The sequence below is a fragment of the Bradyrhizobium sp. 26S5 genome (assembly GCF_036923295.1).
GTDB classification, from domain to species: domain Bacteria; phylum Pseudomonadota; class Alphaproteobacteria; order Rhizobiales; family Xanthobacteraceae; genus Bradyrhizobium; species Bradyrhizobium septentrionale.
In genome coordinates this window covers 1,214,728-1,229,772 of sequence record NZ_CP145948.1, presented here as the reverse complement: position 1 = coordinate 1,229,772, position 15,045 = coordinate 1,214,728, and the positions used below count along the sequence as shown (strand labels likewise).

The 15,045-nt window shown below is 60.3% G+C and carries 15 protein-coding genes and 3 pseudogenes; 8 read left to right on the top strand and 10 right to left on the bottom strand.

From position 1 onward, the window contains the following. Positions 1-169: 169 nt before the first annotated feature. Together V5279_RS05845 and V5279_RS05840 are read left to right on the top strand one after the other, a co-directional pair. On the top strand, positions 170-340 hold the full coding sequence (locus tag V5279_RS05845) for a DUF3606 domain-containing protein (RefSeq protein ID WP_338695789.1): 171 nt from the start codon (positions 170-172) through the stop codon (positions 338-340). Positions 341-671: 331 nt separating this feature from the next. Then, entirely contained in the window at positions 672-2,378 is a 1,707-nt protein-coding gene (locus tag V5279_RS05840; RefSeq protein ID WP_338695787.1) for an alpha-amylase family protein, read from the top strand. 19 nt (positions 2,379-2,397) lie between these two features. Here the strand turns inward: V5279_RS05840 and V5279_RS05835 are convergent, their stop codons facing one another. Further along, complete coding sequence (locus V5279_RS05835; protein WP_338695785.1) at positions 2,398-2,490, bottom strand: hypothetical protein; 93 nt, start codon at positions 2,488-2,490, stop codon at positions 2,398-2,400. A 1,399-nt stretch (positions 2,491-3,889) separates the two neighbouring features. Further along, positions 3,890-4,132, bottom strand: a complete 243-nt coding sequence (locus tag V5279_RS05830) for a DUF6894 family protein (protein WP_338695783.1) — start codon at positions 4,130-4,132, stop codon at positions 3,890-3,892. 237 nt (positions 4,133-4,369) lie between these two features. On the opposite strand from V5279_RS05830, the gene V5279_RS05825 reads away from it, so the two are divergent. Then, complete coding sequence (locus V5279_RS05825) at positions 4,370-4,927, top strand: Crp/Fnr family transcriptional regulator (protein WP_338695781.1); 558 nt, start codon at positions 4,370-4,372, stop codon at positions 4,925-4,927. A gap of 101 nt (positions 4,928-5,028) precedes the next feature. Continuing rightward, positions 5,029-5,607, top strand: a pseudogene (locus tag V5279_RS05820) (molybdopterin cofactor-binding domain-containing protein); the annotation flags it as partial. 141 nt (positions 5,608-5,748) lie between these two features. Here V5279_RS05820 and V5279_RS05815 read toward each other — a convergent pair. The 6 genes and pseudogenes from V5279_RS05815 to V5279_RS05790 all read right to left on the bottom strand — a co-directional run bounded on the left by V5279_RS05815 (position 5,749) and on the right by V5279_RS05790 (position 9,213). After that, positions 5,749-5,961, bottom strand: coding sequence for a hypothetical protein (locus V5279_RS05815; RefSeq protein ID WP_338695778.1), 213 nt, complete (start codon positions 5,959-5,961; stop codon positions 5,749-5,751). Positions 5,962-5,971: 10 nt separating this feature from the next. Further along, positions 5,972-7,052 (bottom strand): annotated as a pseudogene (locus tag V5279_RS05810) (YihY/virulence factor BrkB family protein). A gap of 2 nt (positions 7,053-7,054) precedes the next feature. Beyond that, positions 7,055-7,555: a hypothetical protein gene (locus tag V5279_RS05805; protein WP_338695776.1), complete on the bottom strand. Its 501-nt coding sequence runs from the start codon at positions 7,553-7,555 to the stop codon at positions 7,055-7,057. Between the two features lie 55 nt (positions 7,556-7,610). Next, positions 7,611-8,438 (bottom strand): mechanosensitive ion channel family protein, encoded by an 828-nt coding sequence (locus tag V5279_RS05800; protein ID WP_338695774.1) that lies wholly within the window; start codon positions 8,436-8,438, stop codon positions 7,611-7,613. Positions 8,439-8,543: 105 nt separating this feature from the next. Beyond that, entirely contained in the window at positions 8,544-8,984 is a 441-nt protein-coding gene (locus V5279_RS05795) for a hypothetical protein (RefSeq protein WP_338701884.1), read from the bottom strand. A 7-nt stretch (positions 8,985-8,991) separates the two neighbouring features. Beyond that, the gene (locus V5279_RS05790; protein ID WP_338695772.1) at positions 8,992-9,213 is read right to left on the bottom strand and encodes a hypothetical protein; all 222 of its coding nucleotides are present in this window, start codon (positions 9,211-9,213) and stop codon (positions 8,992-8,994) included. Between the two features lie 1,172 nt (positions 9,214-10,385). On the opposite strand from V5279_RS05790, the gene V5279_RS05785 reads away from it, so the two are divergent. The 3 genes and pseudogenes from V5279_RS05785 (at position 10,386) to V5279_RS05775 (ending at position 12,856) form a co-directional block, all read left to right on the top strand. Then, positions 10,386-10,721, top strand: coding sequence for a hypothetical protein (locus V5279_RS05785; RefSeq protein ID WP_338695770.1), 336 nt, complete (start codon positions 10,386-10,388; stop codon positions 10,719-10,721). Further along, positions 10,718-11,665: pseudogene (gene ligD, locus V5279_RS05780) on the top strand (non-homologous end-joining DNA ligase). Before V5279_RS05785 ends, ligD begins: the two are co-directional and overlap by 4 nt. Before the next feature lie 90 nt (positions 11,666-11,755). Further along, a complete protein-coding gene (locus tag V5279_RS05775) occupies positions 11,756-12,856 on the top strand; it encodes a DNA topoisomerase IB (protein WP_338695768.1) in 1,101 nt (366 codons plus the stop codon). Positions 12,857-13,185: 329 nt separating this feature from the next. On the opposite strand, the gene V5279_RS05770 is transcribed toward V5279_RS05775, so the two are convergent. Together V5279_RS05770 and V5279_RS05765 are read right to left on the bottom strand one after the other, a co-directional pair. Further along, positions 13,186-14,199, bottom strand: a complete 1,014-nt coding sequence (locus V5279_RS05770) for a L,D-transpeptidase family protein (protein WP_414645906.1) — start codon at positions 14,197-14,199, stop codon at positions 13,186-13,188. Continuing rightward, positions 14,196-14,426 carry a hypothetical protein gene (locus V5279_RS05765; RefSeq protein WP_338695766.1) on the bottom strand — a complete coding sequence of 77 codons (231 nt, stop codon included), beginning with the start codon at positions 14,424-14,426 and terminating at the stop codon, positions 14,196-14,198. Before V5279_RS05765 ends, V5279_RS05770 begins: the two co-directional genes overlap by 4 nt. Before the next feature lie 353 nt (positions 14,427-14,779). On the opposite strand from V5279_RS05765, the gene V5279_RS05760 reads away from it, so the two are divergent. Next, positions 14,780-15,043 (top strand): hypothetical protein, encoded by a 264-nt coding sequence (locus tag V5279_RS05760; RefSeq protein WP_414645810.1) that lies wholly within the window; start codon positions 14,780-14,782, stop codon positions 15,041-15,043. The last annotated feature ends 2 nt before the right edge of the window (positions 15,044-15,045 follow it).

Below are 15,045 nucleotides of genomic sequence, written 5' to 3'. Positions count from 1 at the left end.
AGCGGCAATCCATCTTCTCTTTCGGAGGGACGGAACGTCGTCCTAGGCTCGGCGTTGCGTAGATGGAGACGGCGCTCACGCGGGAGCAACAACCCGGTCCCGATCGTCGACCAATCGATGTCGACGGCAATGCCGCAACGTCGCGTGCAATCTTTCTTTGCGAGCCACCATGAACAAGCGTAGGCAAAGCTATTTTCGCAGTTCGCTGGATCTGCGAGACAAGGTCCAAGTCAAAATATTGAGGAAGCGCTTGAAGGTCTCCAATCAACAGTTTGCTTCAATCGCGCGAAAGTCAGGTTCCTCGATTTCCGCCATCACAAAGGAAGCAAAGGTAATCTGATCGGCCTAATAGCCGATCATATCGCGCCGGGACATCGTGTTTCGAGCCCGGCGGCGTAGTTTTGGAATTCCCATGTCATCATGACCGGGCCGAGCCCGGCCGATCCGATACCTCGTCAGGACGCCACGCCCTCCAAGGCCTCCGCAACGCGCCCGATCAGGAAAAGCTGCCCAGTTCGTTCGATGTCCCGCTTATCGTTGCTGTTAAGCCCGTCGGGAGATCCTTATTCTGTCAGTATCGAATTCCGTGCAGCACCAGCGACACGGAACCTCCCCGTCCTCAAGCACTTATCACGCAGCCGCCGGCCCGGCGGATACATCGAGCCCGTGGCATGATCGACGATCTCTGGTACAAGAACGCCATCATCTATTGCCTGTCCGTCGGCACCTTCATGGATGCCAACGGCGACGGGGTCGGTGATTTCAAGGGGTTGTTGCGCCGGCTCGATTATCTGCACGGCCTCGGCATCACCACAATCTGGTTGATGCCCTTCCAGACCTCGCCCGGCCGCGACGACGGTTACGACATCGCCGACTATTACAGTGTCGATTCCCGCTACGGCACGCTCGGCGATTTCGTCGAATTCACCCATGGCTGCAAGCAGCGCGGCATGCGCGTCATCATCGATCTCGTCGTCAACCACACCTCCGACCAGCATCATTGGTTCAAGGAGGCGCGGCGCGACAAGAATTCGCCTTATCGCGACTGGTATGTCTGGTCGGACAAGAAACCGGCCAACGCCAACAAGGGCATGGTGTTTCCCGGCGTGCAGAAATCGACCTGGACACGCGACAGGGCCGCCGGCGCCTGGTACTTTCACCGCTTCTACGATTTCCAGCCCGATCTCAACACGTCGAATCCGCATGTCCAGGCGGAGATCCTGAAGATTATGGGCTTCTGGATTCAGCTCGGCGTCTCCGGCTTTCGCATGGACGCGGTTCCCTTCGTGATCGCGACCAAGGGCGCCAAGGTGACGAAGCCGGTCGAGCAATACGACATGCTGCGCGCGTTCCGCGAATTCCTGCAATGGCGCGAGGGTGACGCCATCATCTTGGCCGAGGCCAATGTGCTGCCGGAAACGGACATGGAGTATTTCGGCAAGGACGACGACCGCATGCATATGATGTTCAACTTTCACGTCAACCAGCATCTGTTCTATGCGCTGGCGTCGAGCGACTCAGGTCCGTTGGCCAAGGCACTGAAAGCAACAAAACCGCGGCCAGCCACGGCGCAATGGGGCCTGTTCCTTCGCAATCATGACGAGCTGGACCTCGGACGACTGACCAAGGCACAACGCGATATCGTGTTCAAATCATTTGGCCCCGACAAGGATATGCAGCTCTACAATCGTGGCATAAGGCGCCGGCTCGCGCCGATGCTCGGAGGCGATCGTCGGCGGCTCGAGCTCGCCTACAGCCTGATGTGCACGCTGCCGGGAACGCCTGTCATCCGCTATGGCGACGAAATCGCGATGGGCGACGATCTCTCGCTGCCCGAACGCAACTGCGCGCGCACGCCGATGCAATGGTCGACCGAGCCGCATGGCGGGTTCACCAAGAGCAGCAAGCCTGTGAGCCCCGTGATCGACAAGGGGCCTTACGGCTACGAGCATGTCAACGTCGCAAAACAGCGGCGCGATCCGAACTCCATGCTGAACTGGACCGAGCGCATCGTCCGCATGCGCAAGGAAGTGCCCGAGATCGGCTGGGGCGATTTTGCGGTGATCGCGACACGCGATCCTGCCGTCTTCATCATGCGCTATGACTGGCGCAACAATTCTGTGCTGTTCGTGCACAATCTTGACGAAAAGCCGTGTGAGATCGCATTCGCGACGGGGCTGCCGGGCGATGCCGGCGAGCACCTGATCAACCTTCTCGCGGAAGACCACAGCCACGCCGACAAACGCGGCCAGCATCGCATCGTTCTGGAGCCGTACGGGTACCGCTGGTACCGGGTCGGCGGGCTGGATTATCTGTTGAAGCGGAGTGATATTGACGAAAACACGGCGCGCAACTCGGCCGGTCCGGTCCTACCTTAGCCGTGATCGGAGTATGGCTTCATCGATTGCTGGCGGCCGTGCTGCCGTGACTGGCATCTTCGCGCTCGATCAGAACGACCTGACGGCCTTCCCGGGTGAGCCGCTCGGCCACGAGCGCGCCGGTAATTCCAGCGCCGACAATCCAGGACGTCGCAAGGAAACCGGCGGAAGGGCGTCCGGGAATTGATGCGCATGGGCCGCTGCCAAAGCGTCCAGGGGCTACGCACGTCCTCTTGTCCGACGTCCGCCGTCATCTCAGCGGGAACCGCATGTCCCCTCATTCGCCTCTTCGCGATCCCGCAGATGGCGGGCGATCCCGTCGATCGCGTTCTGCCGCATACGAACGCGAGAGGTCAGCAGAATGGCCTCGAGCGCGAGTGCGATGAAAGCAGCAGAGCCGGTATTTGTCTGCCCAGCTGGAGTCTGATTGCGCAACGGGCCATTTCAAAATTGAAACGGAACAACTGACACGGATATTTTCCCGTCGGCCGATTGCTGTGCCGTAAACTCGACCTCTTTTGACGCCTTCGTGTCACCGACTGCAACAGAAATTCCGCCGCTACACTGGACGGTTCTCCCATCTTTGCTCCTCGAGGTCGTTACCATCCTCTCGCTGAGAAGGTATTGCGGCTGCAAATTTTCGGGAGTTGGCTTCGCTGTCGATTCTTTAGCGGCATAACCCACTAAAGGATTCCGATGGTTGTCCGAAATGGTTTGAAGCACTGCTTTTCGTGTTTCGATCGAGTCGCACTCAATCTGCTGCTGTTCGCAACCACTCAGAATAACCAAGAGCGGAAGGCTCAAACGCGTTAGTGCGCGATATGACATGGGAACATTGACGCCTTTGGCCGGCCATCGCTGCCACAAACGATGCCAATCTCATCCTTTGTTTCAAATTAGCCGTCGGGCGTCGCTTTTGACGCCTGCGTACTACTCACCGGATCTGACGCAGGGAATGTTTCCTCCAGTCTCCTTGTGAGTTCATCGTCTTTCGCTTTGGCTCGGCCTTTGGCCTGCTTTGGGTCCTCGGCGTGTTTGTCCACGGGCGCCGGGTCAAATGTTCTCGTCATGATCGAATCCTTTCATGGTCTGAACGCGCGAATATCGGTATCCGTTCCTCGCGAGGAACACCCACCGGCACCTCGTCGTCGGAGTCACGCCTCCAACTCCGAGAACCCGACTGGTTTCTGATCAGAGAATAAAATTTGGTCCGCCGCTTTATATCGCAAGTTACTGAATTTTCGGATCGGTCTTGCGATGGTGCCCTATCGCGAACGTACGAAGGCAACAACGATGAAAAGGCGCAACCGGTTCAAGCAGACGACGTCACTGAGCTATCGGCTTATCCAGCTCGCACAAGCAGCAAGGACGAGAGCGGCTAGCCTGCCACCAGGTGAGGAGCGTGATCGATTTCTCAGGAAAGCATACGAGGCCGATCGCGCCTTGCAGATGGAAGAGCTCTTGTCGACAGCAGGCGGCGTGATGCCGCTCTGACTGTGCTCAGTCGTTACCTACCTTCCCGTTCGGTGGGCCGGGCCAATACGCTTGGCGGTTACACTGATCTGGACGATTGGCGTGTCTTCTCGCTTGACCGAAATCGACCAGCGGTTGGATCTATCGAGGTCAAGATTTGACTCGATGTCTCGAACGGTCATGACGGCCTGGTCCCAGGCGGATTTGTCGTCTGGGAGTTCTTCGCCATCCGCATCGTCGAAGGGGTGGCCGTTAGATATATGAAAGAAGTATTTGCTCATGAGCCGAAACTCCGCGCACAAAGAGTCGTTCCTGTTGTATCCAACGAGATATAGCGACCAATAGTCGCAACGTGCAAATTTGCCCCAGCTCACTTTTGGCCCCGGCTCACTTTTGAGGGTATGGGCATTACGTCGACCAATGTCGCTCTTCCACAAACAATTAGGATTCAAGCATCGCTGACGGAGGATTCGCCCATCGTTCGCGAGGGGGAGCTCAGCACCCAATGCTGCGTAATCATGAGCGGCTTCGTCTATCGGTCCAAAGTCTCCGAAACTAGCAAGCGGCAAATCCTGTCGTTCCACGTCGCCGGTGACATGCCTGATCTCCAAGGCCTGCCAGTAAAGCGGATGGATCATGATCTGACGACTCTCTCGGAAGCCAAGGTTGGTTTTATAAAACATGAGTTGCTCGAACGGACCCTCAGCACTCGGCCAGCCTTGGCACAAGCACTTTGGCGCGAGACGCTTACCGACTCGGCGCTGTTCAGGCAGTGGATCGTCAACTTGGGCACGCGATCGGCATCTGGCCGCATGGCCTATTTACTTGCAGAGTTGCGGGGGCGGCTTGCCGCGATGGGATTGGTTGCCAACGAGCAGTTTGACTTTCCGATTACCCAATCGAAGCTGGCCGACGCGCTTGGGTTGAGCGTTGTGCATGTCAACCGGGTGCTTCAGGCGTTTCGAACGAAGGGCATCCTTGATTTAAGGAACCGGGTCGTCACGCTTCGTGACTTCGAAAAGGTCCTTGAACTTGGTGGGTTTGATAGCCTCGAGGACGATACAAGCACTGCATAATACGCGGTTCTGGCGATGCCGGAAACGCTCGTTCTGCAGGTTCTTCACCATGACGTCTCGGGTCAGCCCTGGCTGCCAAGGGCAACCGGGCGATCGACTTCGAGCGCGCATTCGACGCTCTCGGCGTTAGCGTTATCGAGGAATACGGCGAGTGGAAGCCGGATGGCGCGCCGATGGACGCGTTCCGGGCCATGAACAAGGGCCAAGTGCGGATGGTCGGCGGCCCCGAGATGAAGGAGAAGATTGCCTACGCGTTCGGCGCCGAATTCGTCGAACTGCGCATCAACCGATGGACCCACGAGATACGCGTGCAGCGGCTGCTCGGAGCGTTCGCAGCTGGCCGCATCATGAACCCCCGGACAGCCCGAAGCCAACTGATGGGGGGCCTGATCTGGGGCATGTCGTCGGCGCTTCATGAAGCAACCGAGCTCGACGAGCGCTACGCGCGCTACGTCAACGACAATCTGGCGGACTATCTTCTGCCCGTGAATGCCGACGTGCCTAGCGTGGAGGTTGTCCTGCTGTCGGAGCAGGACGACAATATTAATCCCGCTGGCGGCAAGGGCATCGGCGAGCTGGGCAACGTCGGCACCAACGCGGCAGTGTGTAATGCCATCTTCCATGCCACCGGCCAGCGCCTGCGGAAGCTGCCCGCGAAGTTGGAGGACTTGGACGTCTGACTTGCGTTCCAATCAAGTCGGCACGGTTGCGGATCGCATCGCAACGGCTTGCGCTTCTGGAACCGTACTGGCGCCATCCGGTCCGCTCAGAACGCTGGCTTCATCTCCAGCAGTCCGCGCTACAAGATTTCTTCGATGGTCTCAGTTTGACCGCTTGGTCGGGGCGGCCTCCCCTTCCTCGCGGCCGGGCACGCTGATATGGACTTCGTGCCCCATCCTAATCGCGAGCGACGCGGCCGCCGCCGCAGATTCGAATGCAGCTTCCTTGGTTGCGTACCCGCTGTTCAGATTGCCGTCGTGCAGTACGCCCCATTCCTTGCCGGTTGCAATCACAGCGTATTGAGCCAATCCCATTGTCTCCTCCTTACGAAGCCTTGCCGACCGTATCCGCCATCCTTGCGCCGCGCACCCCGAGCGGCTTCCCGCGGCCCACGGTCGAATCGATTGTGGTCTGACGCTCGATCTCGGAGTTCAGTTCCGCTCCACACAGCACGATGATGGCAGACATCCACATCCAGGTCATCAGGCCAATGGCCGCGCCAAGCGAGCCGTAGGTCGCGTTGTAATCGCCGAAATTCGCAAGGTACCAAGACAGCAGCGCCGAACCGATCAGCCACAGCCGCGGCAACGGCACCAACGCTCAGCCATTGCCAGCGCGGCGTGCTCCGGCTGGGGCCGTAGCGATAGAGCACCGCGAGCGCGACGAGGAGCAGGAGGACCAGGATAGGCCACCGTCCGAATCGAATGATGAGTTCGGCCCGTGTACCTAGACCGACTTGCTGGAGCAGAAGCGGCGCGACCACCACGGCCCCGACCATCAACATGACCGAAATGAGGGCTGCTATCGTGAAAGAGAGGGATATCAGGTTGAGTTTGACGAAACCGCGCTTTTCCTTCTCTTCGTAGACGACGTTGAGCGCATCGAAGACCGCCTTCATTCCAGCGTTGGCGCTCCAGATCGCGATCAGCAGACCGAAGGCAAAGGTAAGGCCGAGCGTCGAAGACCCCTTCGCGAGCACGCGGGCGACTTGGTCCTGGACGATGGCAAATGAACCTTCCGGCAGCATCAGCGCCAGGCTTTGCAGATTGGATGAGATCGTGGACGGATCGGCGAACAGGCCGTAACTCGAGACCAGCGCCGTGATGGCCGGAAAGATCGCGAGCAGCCCGTAGAACACGACGCCGGCGGCGGTCGCCAGCAGCCGGTCCTCGTCGATCTGCTGATAGGTACGCAGCAGGATGTCCTTCCAGCCGGCGGCCGGAATCCGAAGCGGCGTGTGAGCCAGCCGTCCACGCTCTTGCGCTTCGGCGAGCACGGGCTCCGCACGCCGCCCTGGGACGCACGGCGTCTCCGATCGTGACACGTGGCGATAGATCGCCAAGGTCGCCAGCGCGGCTGCGCCAGCGAGCAGCAGGTCATTCGGCCAATTCGAGCGCGGAGCCATCGCTAGTCCTGAATAACGTCGCGCGGACGCTTGAAACGCGAAACGGCAAACCAGCCGATAAGCATCACGGCAGCCCCGGCGGCCAATACCTGGGTCGTGGGATCGGCGTTTACCCCTGCTCCCGATCGGGAGGTGGCGATCAGGCGCGCCGCCACGGGCACTGCGACCGCTCGCTTGAGCATGTCGGCTTGCCGGCCTGGCCGCGGGGCCGCCGGCGCTGGACGCGCGAGCAGCCCGCGGCCCGTCCCCAGCCCCAGCAACCCGAGGAAGAGAAAGGCGCTCCCGGTCGCGGCATAGGCGATCAAGATGCCGTAACGCAGCTCGAGAGCATGGAAGGCCGCGGCACCCCCGATCCCGATTGCCACCAGAAGCGACACCGCGCCGACGAGCATGAAGCCGCATGCCAGCGCGTAGCCGGTCACCAGACGCTCGATCCATTGTCGTAAGTCCGCGAGGTAAGATCGGGCGATCAGGCTGAGTGACGGTCGAGCGTTGGCGCGCATGGCGGTGTCCACTGCTAGTCGGCATCGGACAACCCGGCAGGGTGATCGCCGTTCCCTACCCCGCCACGCGTGACCGCTCCGGCAGCGTGGCGCCTGCGTCGCTGAGCATTGCGGTGACGAGGTCCAGGAGCCGATGCTTCAACGCTTCCGCATCGGCAGGCTTCGCCTTTGCACTGACCGTCAGTTCGACGATCGGATGCGCGGCATCGGAGATGTCCACCACTTTCGAGACGTGCACTTCGGGCGCGGGTCGCGCCTCGATTCGCGAGTCCTCGCGCAAATGCTTCAAAATCTGCTCGCCGATGTGCCCGATCGGCCTGACCGCGCGGACCGGGAAGGACACCTTCACATCACCGGTGCCGGGATAGGTGCTGTGATTGATGATGGCGCTACCCCATACCGAACCATTGGGCAGCAGGATCTGGGTGTTGTCGGACGTGATGAGTTCGGTCATGAACAGCGACAAGGTTTGCACCTTACCGGCCTTGCCGGCAACCTCGACGTCGTCGTTGATCCGAAACGGCCTAAACAACAGAAGCATCACGCCAGCGGCTAGGTTGGACAACGTTCCCTGCAAGGCCAGCCCGATGGCCAGCGACGTGGCGCCGAGCACCGCAACCAGGCTCGCCGTCTGAATGCCGAAAAGCTGCAGCACGGCGATGCCGACCACGGCGAGCACCGCATAGCGCGCAAGGCTGGAGAGGAACACCGTGACCAGGGCGTCGACACGGTGCGTGGCCGTGAGCACGCGCAGGACAAATCGCTGAGCGATGGCTGAAGCGTACCATCCAAGAACCACAAGAACCAGCAGCAGAACGGCAAAGATCGCATTGAGTCCATAGAGGACCAGCGTCGCCTTGAGGGTTTCAAAATTGAGCGCCATGGGTCCCCCTACGGCGAAGGCGGCCAACATGGCCGCCGGCTGCAAGGCAAACGCGCCAGGGAAAGTCGCGTTCCCGATAGCGGGCACGGCGAGCGGACCGAGGGCTTACCGGGCTGGAGGGAGTATCGCGCGTGGCGGCAGGGAACTCGGAAATGGCCGCGCCACCATCAGCGTCGCGCGCTCATCGGTCTCCAATGCGATCTTTTGGGCAAGCATCACGTCGCCCGCCACCAGCGAACCGACAGGCCGGAAGCACCAGCCGAGGACAACGCGGTCGCGGCCGTCCATCTCATAGACATTGGTCGACGTGCCGTAGCAAATCCGATAACGCTTGCCGGACTCCGAGCCGATGACGTCGAAGCGGTTGTGCTTTTCAAATTGCGATCGCTGCTCCGGCGAGAGCCATGCGGACAGCAGCGCCAGCCCGCGCGCCTCCTTTCGTTCATAAGCCTGCCAACGCTCCCGGATCGCGACCAGCGTCGCACGCAGCGTGCCGACGGCGTGCTGCAGCACTGACAGCAGAGACACGGCGCGCAGACGGGCGATCACGGCGTCAGCCGCCCACCAGCCTGGGATAGAACAATGTTTCCTGGGCGGTCGGATCCAGCGTGCGGACGAGCGCCGCTTCGCCGGAGGATCTCCGCACTGCGGCGGTGTAGCCGTCCGACGTCAGCTCCGCGAAGCGTGCATTCGCCCAGGCCAGTTGCTCGCTGTTCTCGGGATCGAAAGATTGCCTTGTGTCGCCGGTGTGGTCCATGACCAAGATCATTGCCATCATCGTCTCCCATCGTAGCACGTTCGCCCTTGCATCAGACCACCGGCACAGGGGTCGTTGGCCTGCCGCCCATCCACTCTGGCAGCGTCGCGCCGTCGCGGTGCCGGCCGCCCGCACAGGCTGCGGCCCTGGGCGGTCGCGGAGACACACGAGGCAACAGCGATACATCCGCCGGGCCCATGATGTACCGGGTAGGCACCGCTGATCTCCGTGCGAATAGGCAACATACGAAGATTGACTTCGTTGCAAGTTTGCGTGCATCGCGTGCGCCCCCACAGCCGATACGGTCGCAAGATGAACTGATTAAGCGCTACATGCGGTGCAAGGAATGCTCACGCCAGCTCGTCCCCTTCAAGCGCAGCCAGATGGCATTGCGGACGAACAGGGATCTCAACCATGAACCCGCCATCGTGGTTGCCCTGGGGTTATAGACCCGACCGCGCTTGTTATTCAGCCCGGGAATTGCGGCTGAATGAGCGATGCTATCATCACCGCCGCGATTAGAAACGCCGGGGCGCAGCTCACCCCAGCGGCTAACCAAAGCTCCGCATCGCAAAAGATTTCGTAATCATCATGCATGGACGGCTCTCCATCCGACTTGCCCGAAGAAGCGGCCCCGGCGAGGGGGAACACGCCGAGGGCCAAGTTTACACTGTGGTCATCCCCGGCGTTACCTAACACCGGATATACTACAACCATCACCGGATACGCTTCGTTCCTGCTCCCAGTTGATCAAGCTCCGCGTGCAACGAAAGCAGCCTCAGCGTTGGGTACCAACGCTGAGGCCCTACTTCCTATGCTGTCGCCGACCGCCGATTGCCGCGAAATTCAACGGCCGTGCTGGGCCTGTAAAAATACGAAATGAAACAGTCTGCCCAAGTTTCGGATGATCGGGGCGGATTGAGGTTCCGGAAATCACGTGTGTGAATCGCGGTGAAAAATTGCTACTTTTCCCCAATGACGCCAGCGCTATCTATTGGGCGCGAAAGTGCAGATCGCTGCCTGATGTCACGATCTGAACGCATCGATCGCGTGAGCGACGAGGATGCCAACAGTCAAAATCAAAAGTACTGAAACTGCTGCGCCAAACATAATCTGCACAGCAAAACCGGCCGTCCGCGATCAGTCATTGGAGGACCGATGGACCGCGGCGCGAAACGCTCCTGCTGGCGGTGTCGATCGCCACCGTCGAGCCGCTGAGGCTAGCTGCGGTAGCTGTAGCCGGAAAAGGTCACTGGATCGCCGGCACGGCGATGATTGTCGCCTGCTACGCGTTCAGTCTCCTGGTCGTCGAGCAGCTTTTCGTGATCGTGAAGCCAAAGCTTCTGATGATTCCCTGGTTCGCCAAGCTCTGGGAAGGGTTCGTTTTCGTCCGAACGCGCGTATGGCGGATCCTCAAAACTTCGATCGGCCTTCGCAGTGATCGAAGGCCGATCGCGTCTTCCTCTTGGAAGCGCGCAGCCCCGGCCGCCAAGCCAGTCCTTGCCCCCAAGTCCGCGCGGAGATGAATCGCAAGTCCACACTGCCGAAACGCCTGCAGCCAATGCTGGCGACGTAGACCGACGCCCCGTTCGACGACCCCGATTGGGTGTTCGAGGACAAGTACGACGGCTTCCGCATGGTTTCGGAGATCCGCGGCAGTAAGGTCGCGCTCTACAGCCGCAACGGTAGGATCATCAGCCATTCATACATCGAGGTCGCGAAGGCGCTCGAAGACGTGAAGAGCGACGCGGTCATCGACGGCGAGCTGGTAGCTATCGGCGAGGACGGCGTTTCGCACTTCCAACTGCTGCAGAACGCATTACGTCACGAAGCAAAGCTCCTGTATTGCGCATTCGATCTGATGTTTTTGGATGGCGAGGACTTACGCAGGTTGCCACTGCTCGAACGCAAGACGCGGCTAAAGGCAATCCTCCCGCTCAATAAGCTGATTGCGTTCAGCAACCACCGCAAAGGCAGCGGAAAGAAGTTCTTCGCCGAAGCCGAGCGCAAGCGCCTCGAAGGTATCATAGCCAAGCGCGCTGACAGCCCGTACGCCTCCGGCAGCCGGACTGCCGGCTGGCTCAAGGTGAAGATTGGGCAGCGGCAGGAAGTCGTGATCGCAGGCTTCACGGCACCTCGCCGCACCCGGCCGTACTTTGGCGCTCTTGCGCTCGCGGTGCGGGACGATGACGCCTGGCGGTATATCGGGCACGTCGGTACTGGCTTCAGCCATCAGACCCTCGACGAGCTCCACGGCAAGCTCACAAGGTTGAAGGTTACGAAGTCGCCCTTCCCCGACAAGGTAAAAGACGAGCACGCCACCACCTGGGTCCGGCCGTCTCTGGTCGCTGAAGTGAAGTTCGCGGAATGGACGAAGAACGGCGAGCTTCGCCAGCCCGTCTATCTAGGTCTGCGGTCCGACAAAAAGGCGAAGAACGTGGTGCGCGAACGGCCAAAGGCTCGGCGATAGCGCGCCTCCCTCGCAGAGTCGGAACCAAACGATGGATTCGACTTTTCCTACTGGGGGCCTCGGGTCCTCGGCTGACGGCAAGGACGAACAATGCTGCGAGAAGGTAAGGACGAGGGGCTAGTTGACCGCACGGCCGATGTCGCCGCCGCCATCGCAGAAGAAGGCCTGCGATACGTGAGCGACGCGACGCCGGGCTACCGGCGAAGACGGAAAGGCACCTCGTTCACCTACCACGACAAAGACGGCAAGCGCATCACCGATGCCGCCGTGGTCCGCCGTATCAAATCGATCGGCATCCCTCCGGCGTACGAGTTCGTCTGGATCTGTCCGTCTCCCAACGGGCACATCCAGGCGACGGGCCTCGATGCGCGCGGGCGCAAGCAGTACCGCTATCACCCGAAGTGGCGAGAGCTTCGGGAGCAAAACAAGTACGAGCATATCATGCAATTCGCGGCGGCCTTGCCGGCTTTGCGTGCACGCGTCGCTTCGGACATGAAGCTGGGCGGTCTCCCCCGCGAGAAGGTGCTTGCGACGATCGTCGGCTTGCTTGAAAAGACGCTCATCCGCGTCGGCAACGCCGAATACGCCGAGAAGAACAAATCGTACGGGCTCACCACGATGCGGCGTAAGCACGTGGCGATCGGCCGAGGCGTGCTGCGCTTCGACTTTACCGGCAAGTCCGGCAAACAATGGAAGCTCCAGGTCGAGGACAGGCGAATCACGGCCATCGTGAAGCGCTGCGCGGAGATTCCAGGGCACGAACTCTTCAAGTATCTCGATGACGATGGGGCATCCCGAACGGTCGATTCCGGCGAGGTCAACGGCTACATCAAGGATATCACGGGACAGGATTTCAGCGCCAAGGACTTTCGTACCTGGGCCGGCACGGTGCTTGCGGCCCTCGCGCTCTCGGAGTTCAAGAAGTACGACAGCCAGGCCGAAGCCAAGCGTAACGTCGTCGCGGCCATCGAAAAGGTGGCCAAGCAACTCGGCAATACACCTGCCATCTGCCGCAAGAGCTACGTCCATCCAGAGATCCTGACCGCCTATATGTCCGGCGACCTCATCAAGATGATCGACGCCAAGATCGCGCAGAAGTTCAAACGACAGTACGCGAAGCTGACCTCGGACGAGATCATGGTTCTCGCCTTCCTCCACAAACGGCTTTGGGCCCTCAAGTCCGAGGCCTAGTCGCGTCCGCCGCGGATCGGCCGCATCGCTTAGCCTTGGCGTACCACCCAGCGTACGGGTGTTTTGAAGGCGTTCGTGGTACCGTCGTCCCAACAGACCGGCCCGCGTTCGCCCAGGCCTCGTTTCGCCTCGTCCACCCTTCAGTGAGCCCCAATTTTCGGCGTCGGAGCGGTAGACCCCTTGGATAAAACGGTCCTCGCCAAGAGTCGTAATGCCAGCCCTAGGTGCCGAGCACGCGCACCATCGCTTCCATCTTGCCTTTATACGATTGCCGAATTAAGACGCGGCCCTCGACTCGGCTCGCGCCCTGAAGCGAAGGCGCCGCAACGTCACTGGACACGGTTGACGAATTCTACCGGCGTGCCTTTGGAAAGCCGTTCCGCGACCCGCTCGGCGTCCCAGTTCGTGAGACGGACGCAGCCGTGCGACTCCGACTTGGAGACCTTTCCCGGAAACGGCGTACCGTGGATTCCGTAGCCATCCGCGGAAAGATTGATCCACATTGAGCCGACCGGATTGTTCGGGCCCGGCTTGATGGTGAACGGCTTGTGCGAATGGACGCCTTTGAAGTGGTACTCCGGGTTGTATCGGTATGTCGGATTCCGATCGATTTCCGTGACCTTTAATGTGCCGGAAGGAGACGGCTTCTCTTCGCTACCGATTGTCGCGGGGTAGAATCCGATCAGCGAATTCGACTTGTCGAAAAGCTTCACCGTTTGGCGGCTCTTGTCGACTTCCACCTTCGCCGCCTTCTCCGAACTCTTCTCGGCTGCGACATCGATCACGACGATGGCTTCGCCGGCGCGGTCGAAGTGCCGACCCGGGTTCAAGGCGGACAGCAGGTCCTCGCTCATATGAAACTTCTCAGCCAAACCTTCGCGCGGACTAGTATAGGACAGCTTCGGGGTGTTCTTCATGTCTTCCATCTTCGCCGGGAACTTCTTGAGGAACGGTCCTGTGACGTCCTCCTCCGCAATTGTGTAGTTCATCGTCACCGGACGACTGTCAGCCGCCAGCTTTGCCCAAACGTCGGGACTGATGTCGTCCAAGGGTGACAATTGCTGCGCCTCCTCGTAGGCACGTAGCGCCTTCTTCGCATTTTCTCCAAATCTGCCGTCGATCTCGCCGGGTGAGAAGTGCGCTCGGTCGAGCAAGACCTGTAGCCTGACCCCCGTCGGGGTCGGCTTCTCGTTGGAGAGGTTCTTCTTCGATGGTTGGGCGATGTCGATCGCCGCAGCCTTGATTTCCGCACCGAGCGCGGAACTCGTCGCCAGCGCGAACCAAATGAAAATGCCTCCAAGAGCCGCGCGCCGGCCTGCCGGGCGAAGGCGAAAGCCGGTCACTTTTGATCCGCAGGCGCCTGGACGTTTGCCTTGTTGGAGTCCGCCCTATTCGCTTCGTGATGACCGACGACGCAGCCGGCTGCAGCGCCGAGCTTACCGTGTCCTCCTGCCATGTGTCCGGCAACCCCGCCGACGATGGCACCCTTGATGCATCCCTTGGCGTCGGCAGGGGGGCCTAGAGTAAAAGAAATCGCGGCTACGCATGCCGATGCCAAAATCCATTTCATGTTCGGTCTCCGATCGTAAAAGATGCAAGAATCCAACAGATCTGGATGCACTCCGTTCCAACACGCAAGGTCGGTCCTATTCGTTCGGGCTGCGCAACTGGAGGAGGACGAACACGGCTTCCGAGTGACTAACGCGAACGGTTACTTCATCTGTAGGAAATGATCACGCCCGAGAGAGTTGTAGAGATGGGGCAATCTTCAGGAGGAAGCTCATGAGAACATGTACCATTGCGTTGCTCGTCGCGGGCATTGCGGCAGCCGGTCCGATGACGGCTGAACGGGCCATCGCCCAGAACCAGCAGAGTGAGGCCGACAAGGGCGTGAAGACGCGTAATTCCGGTGAGTCCGGGTACGTGGGAGACCAGAATGGTCCTGGAGCAGCCGCAACACCTCCGGGACGTCCGGGCACAGCGAGCAATCCGGCCGGAGTCAGCAACGCACCTAGCGCGCAAAATTCCGGCACCGGCATATCCGGCTCGCCGGGAAACAAGAACGGGCCCGCGCCGGGCCGAAGCACGGTAGGGTCGAATCCTCAGAACGAGCACGTACGGCAGCAGGATCCCTCGAACGTAAAAGGCTTGCCCGGCAACAAGAGCGGGCCGCCTGCAAAGCGCTAACG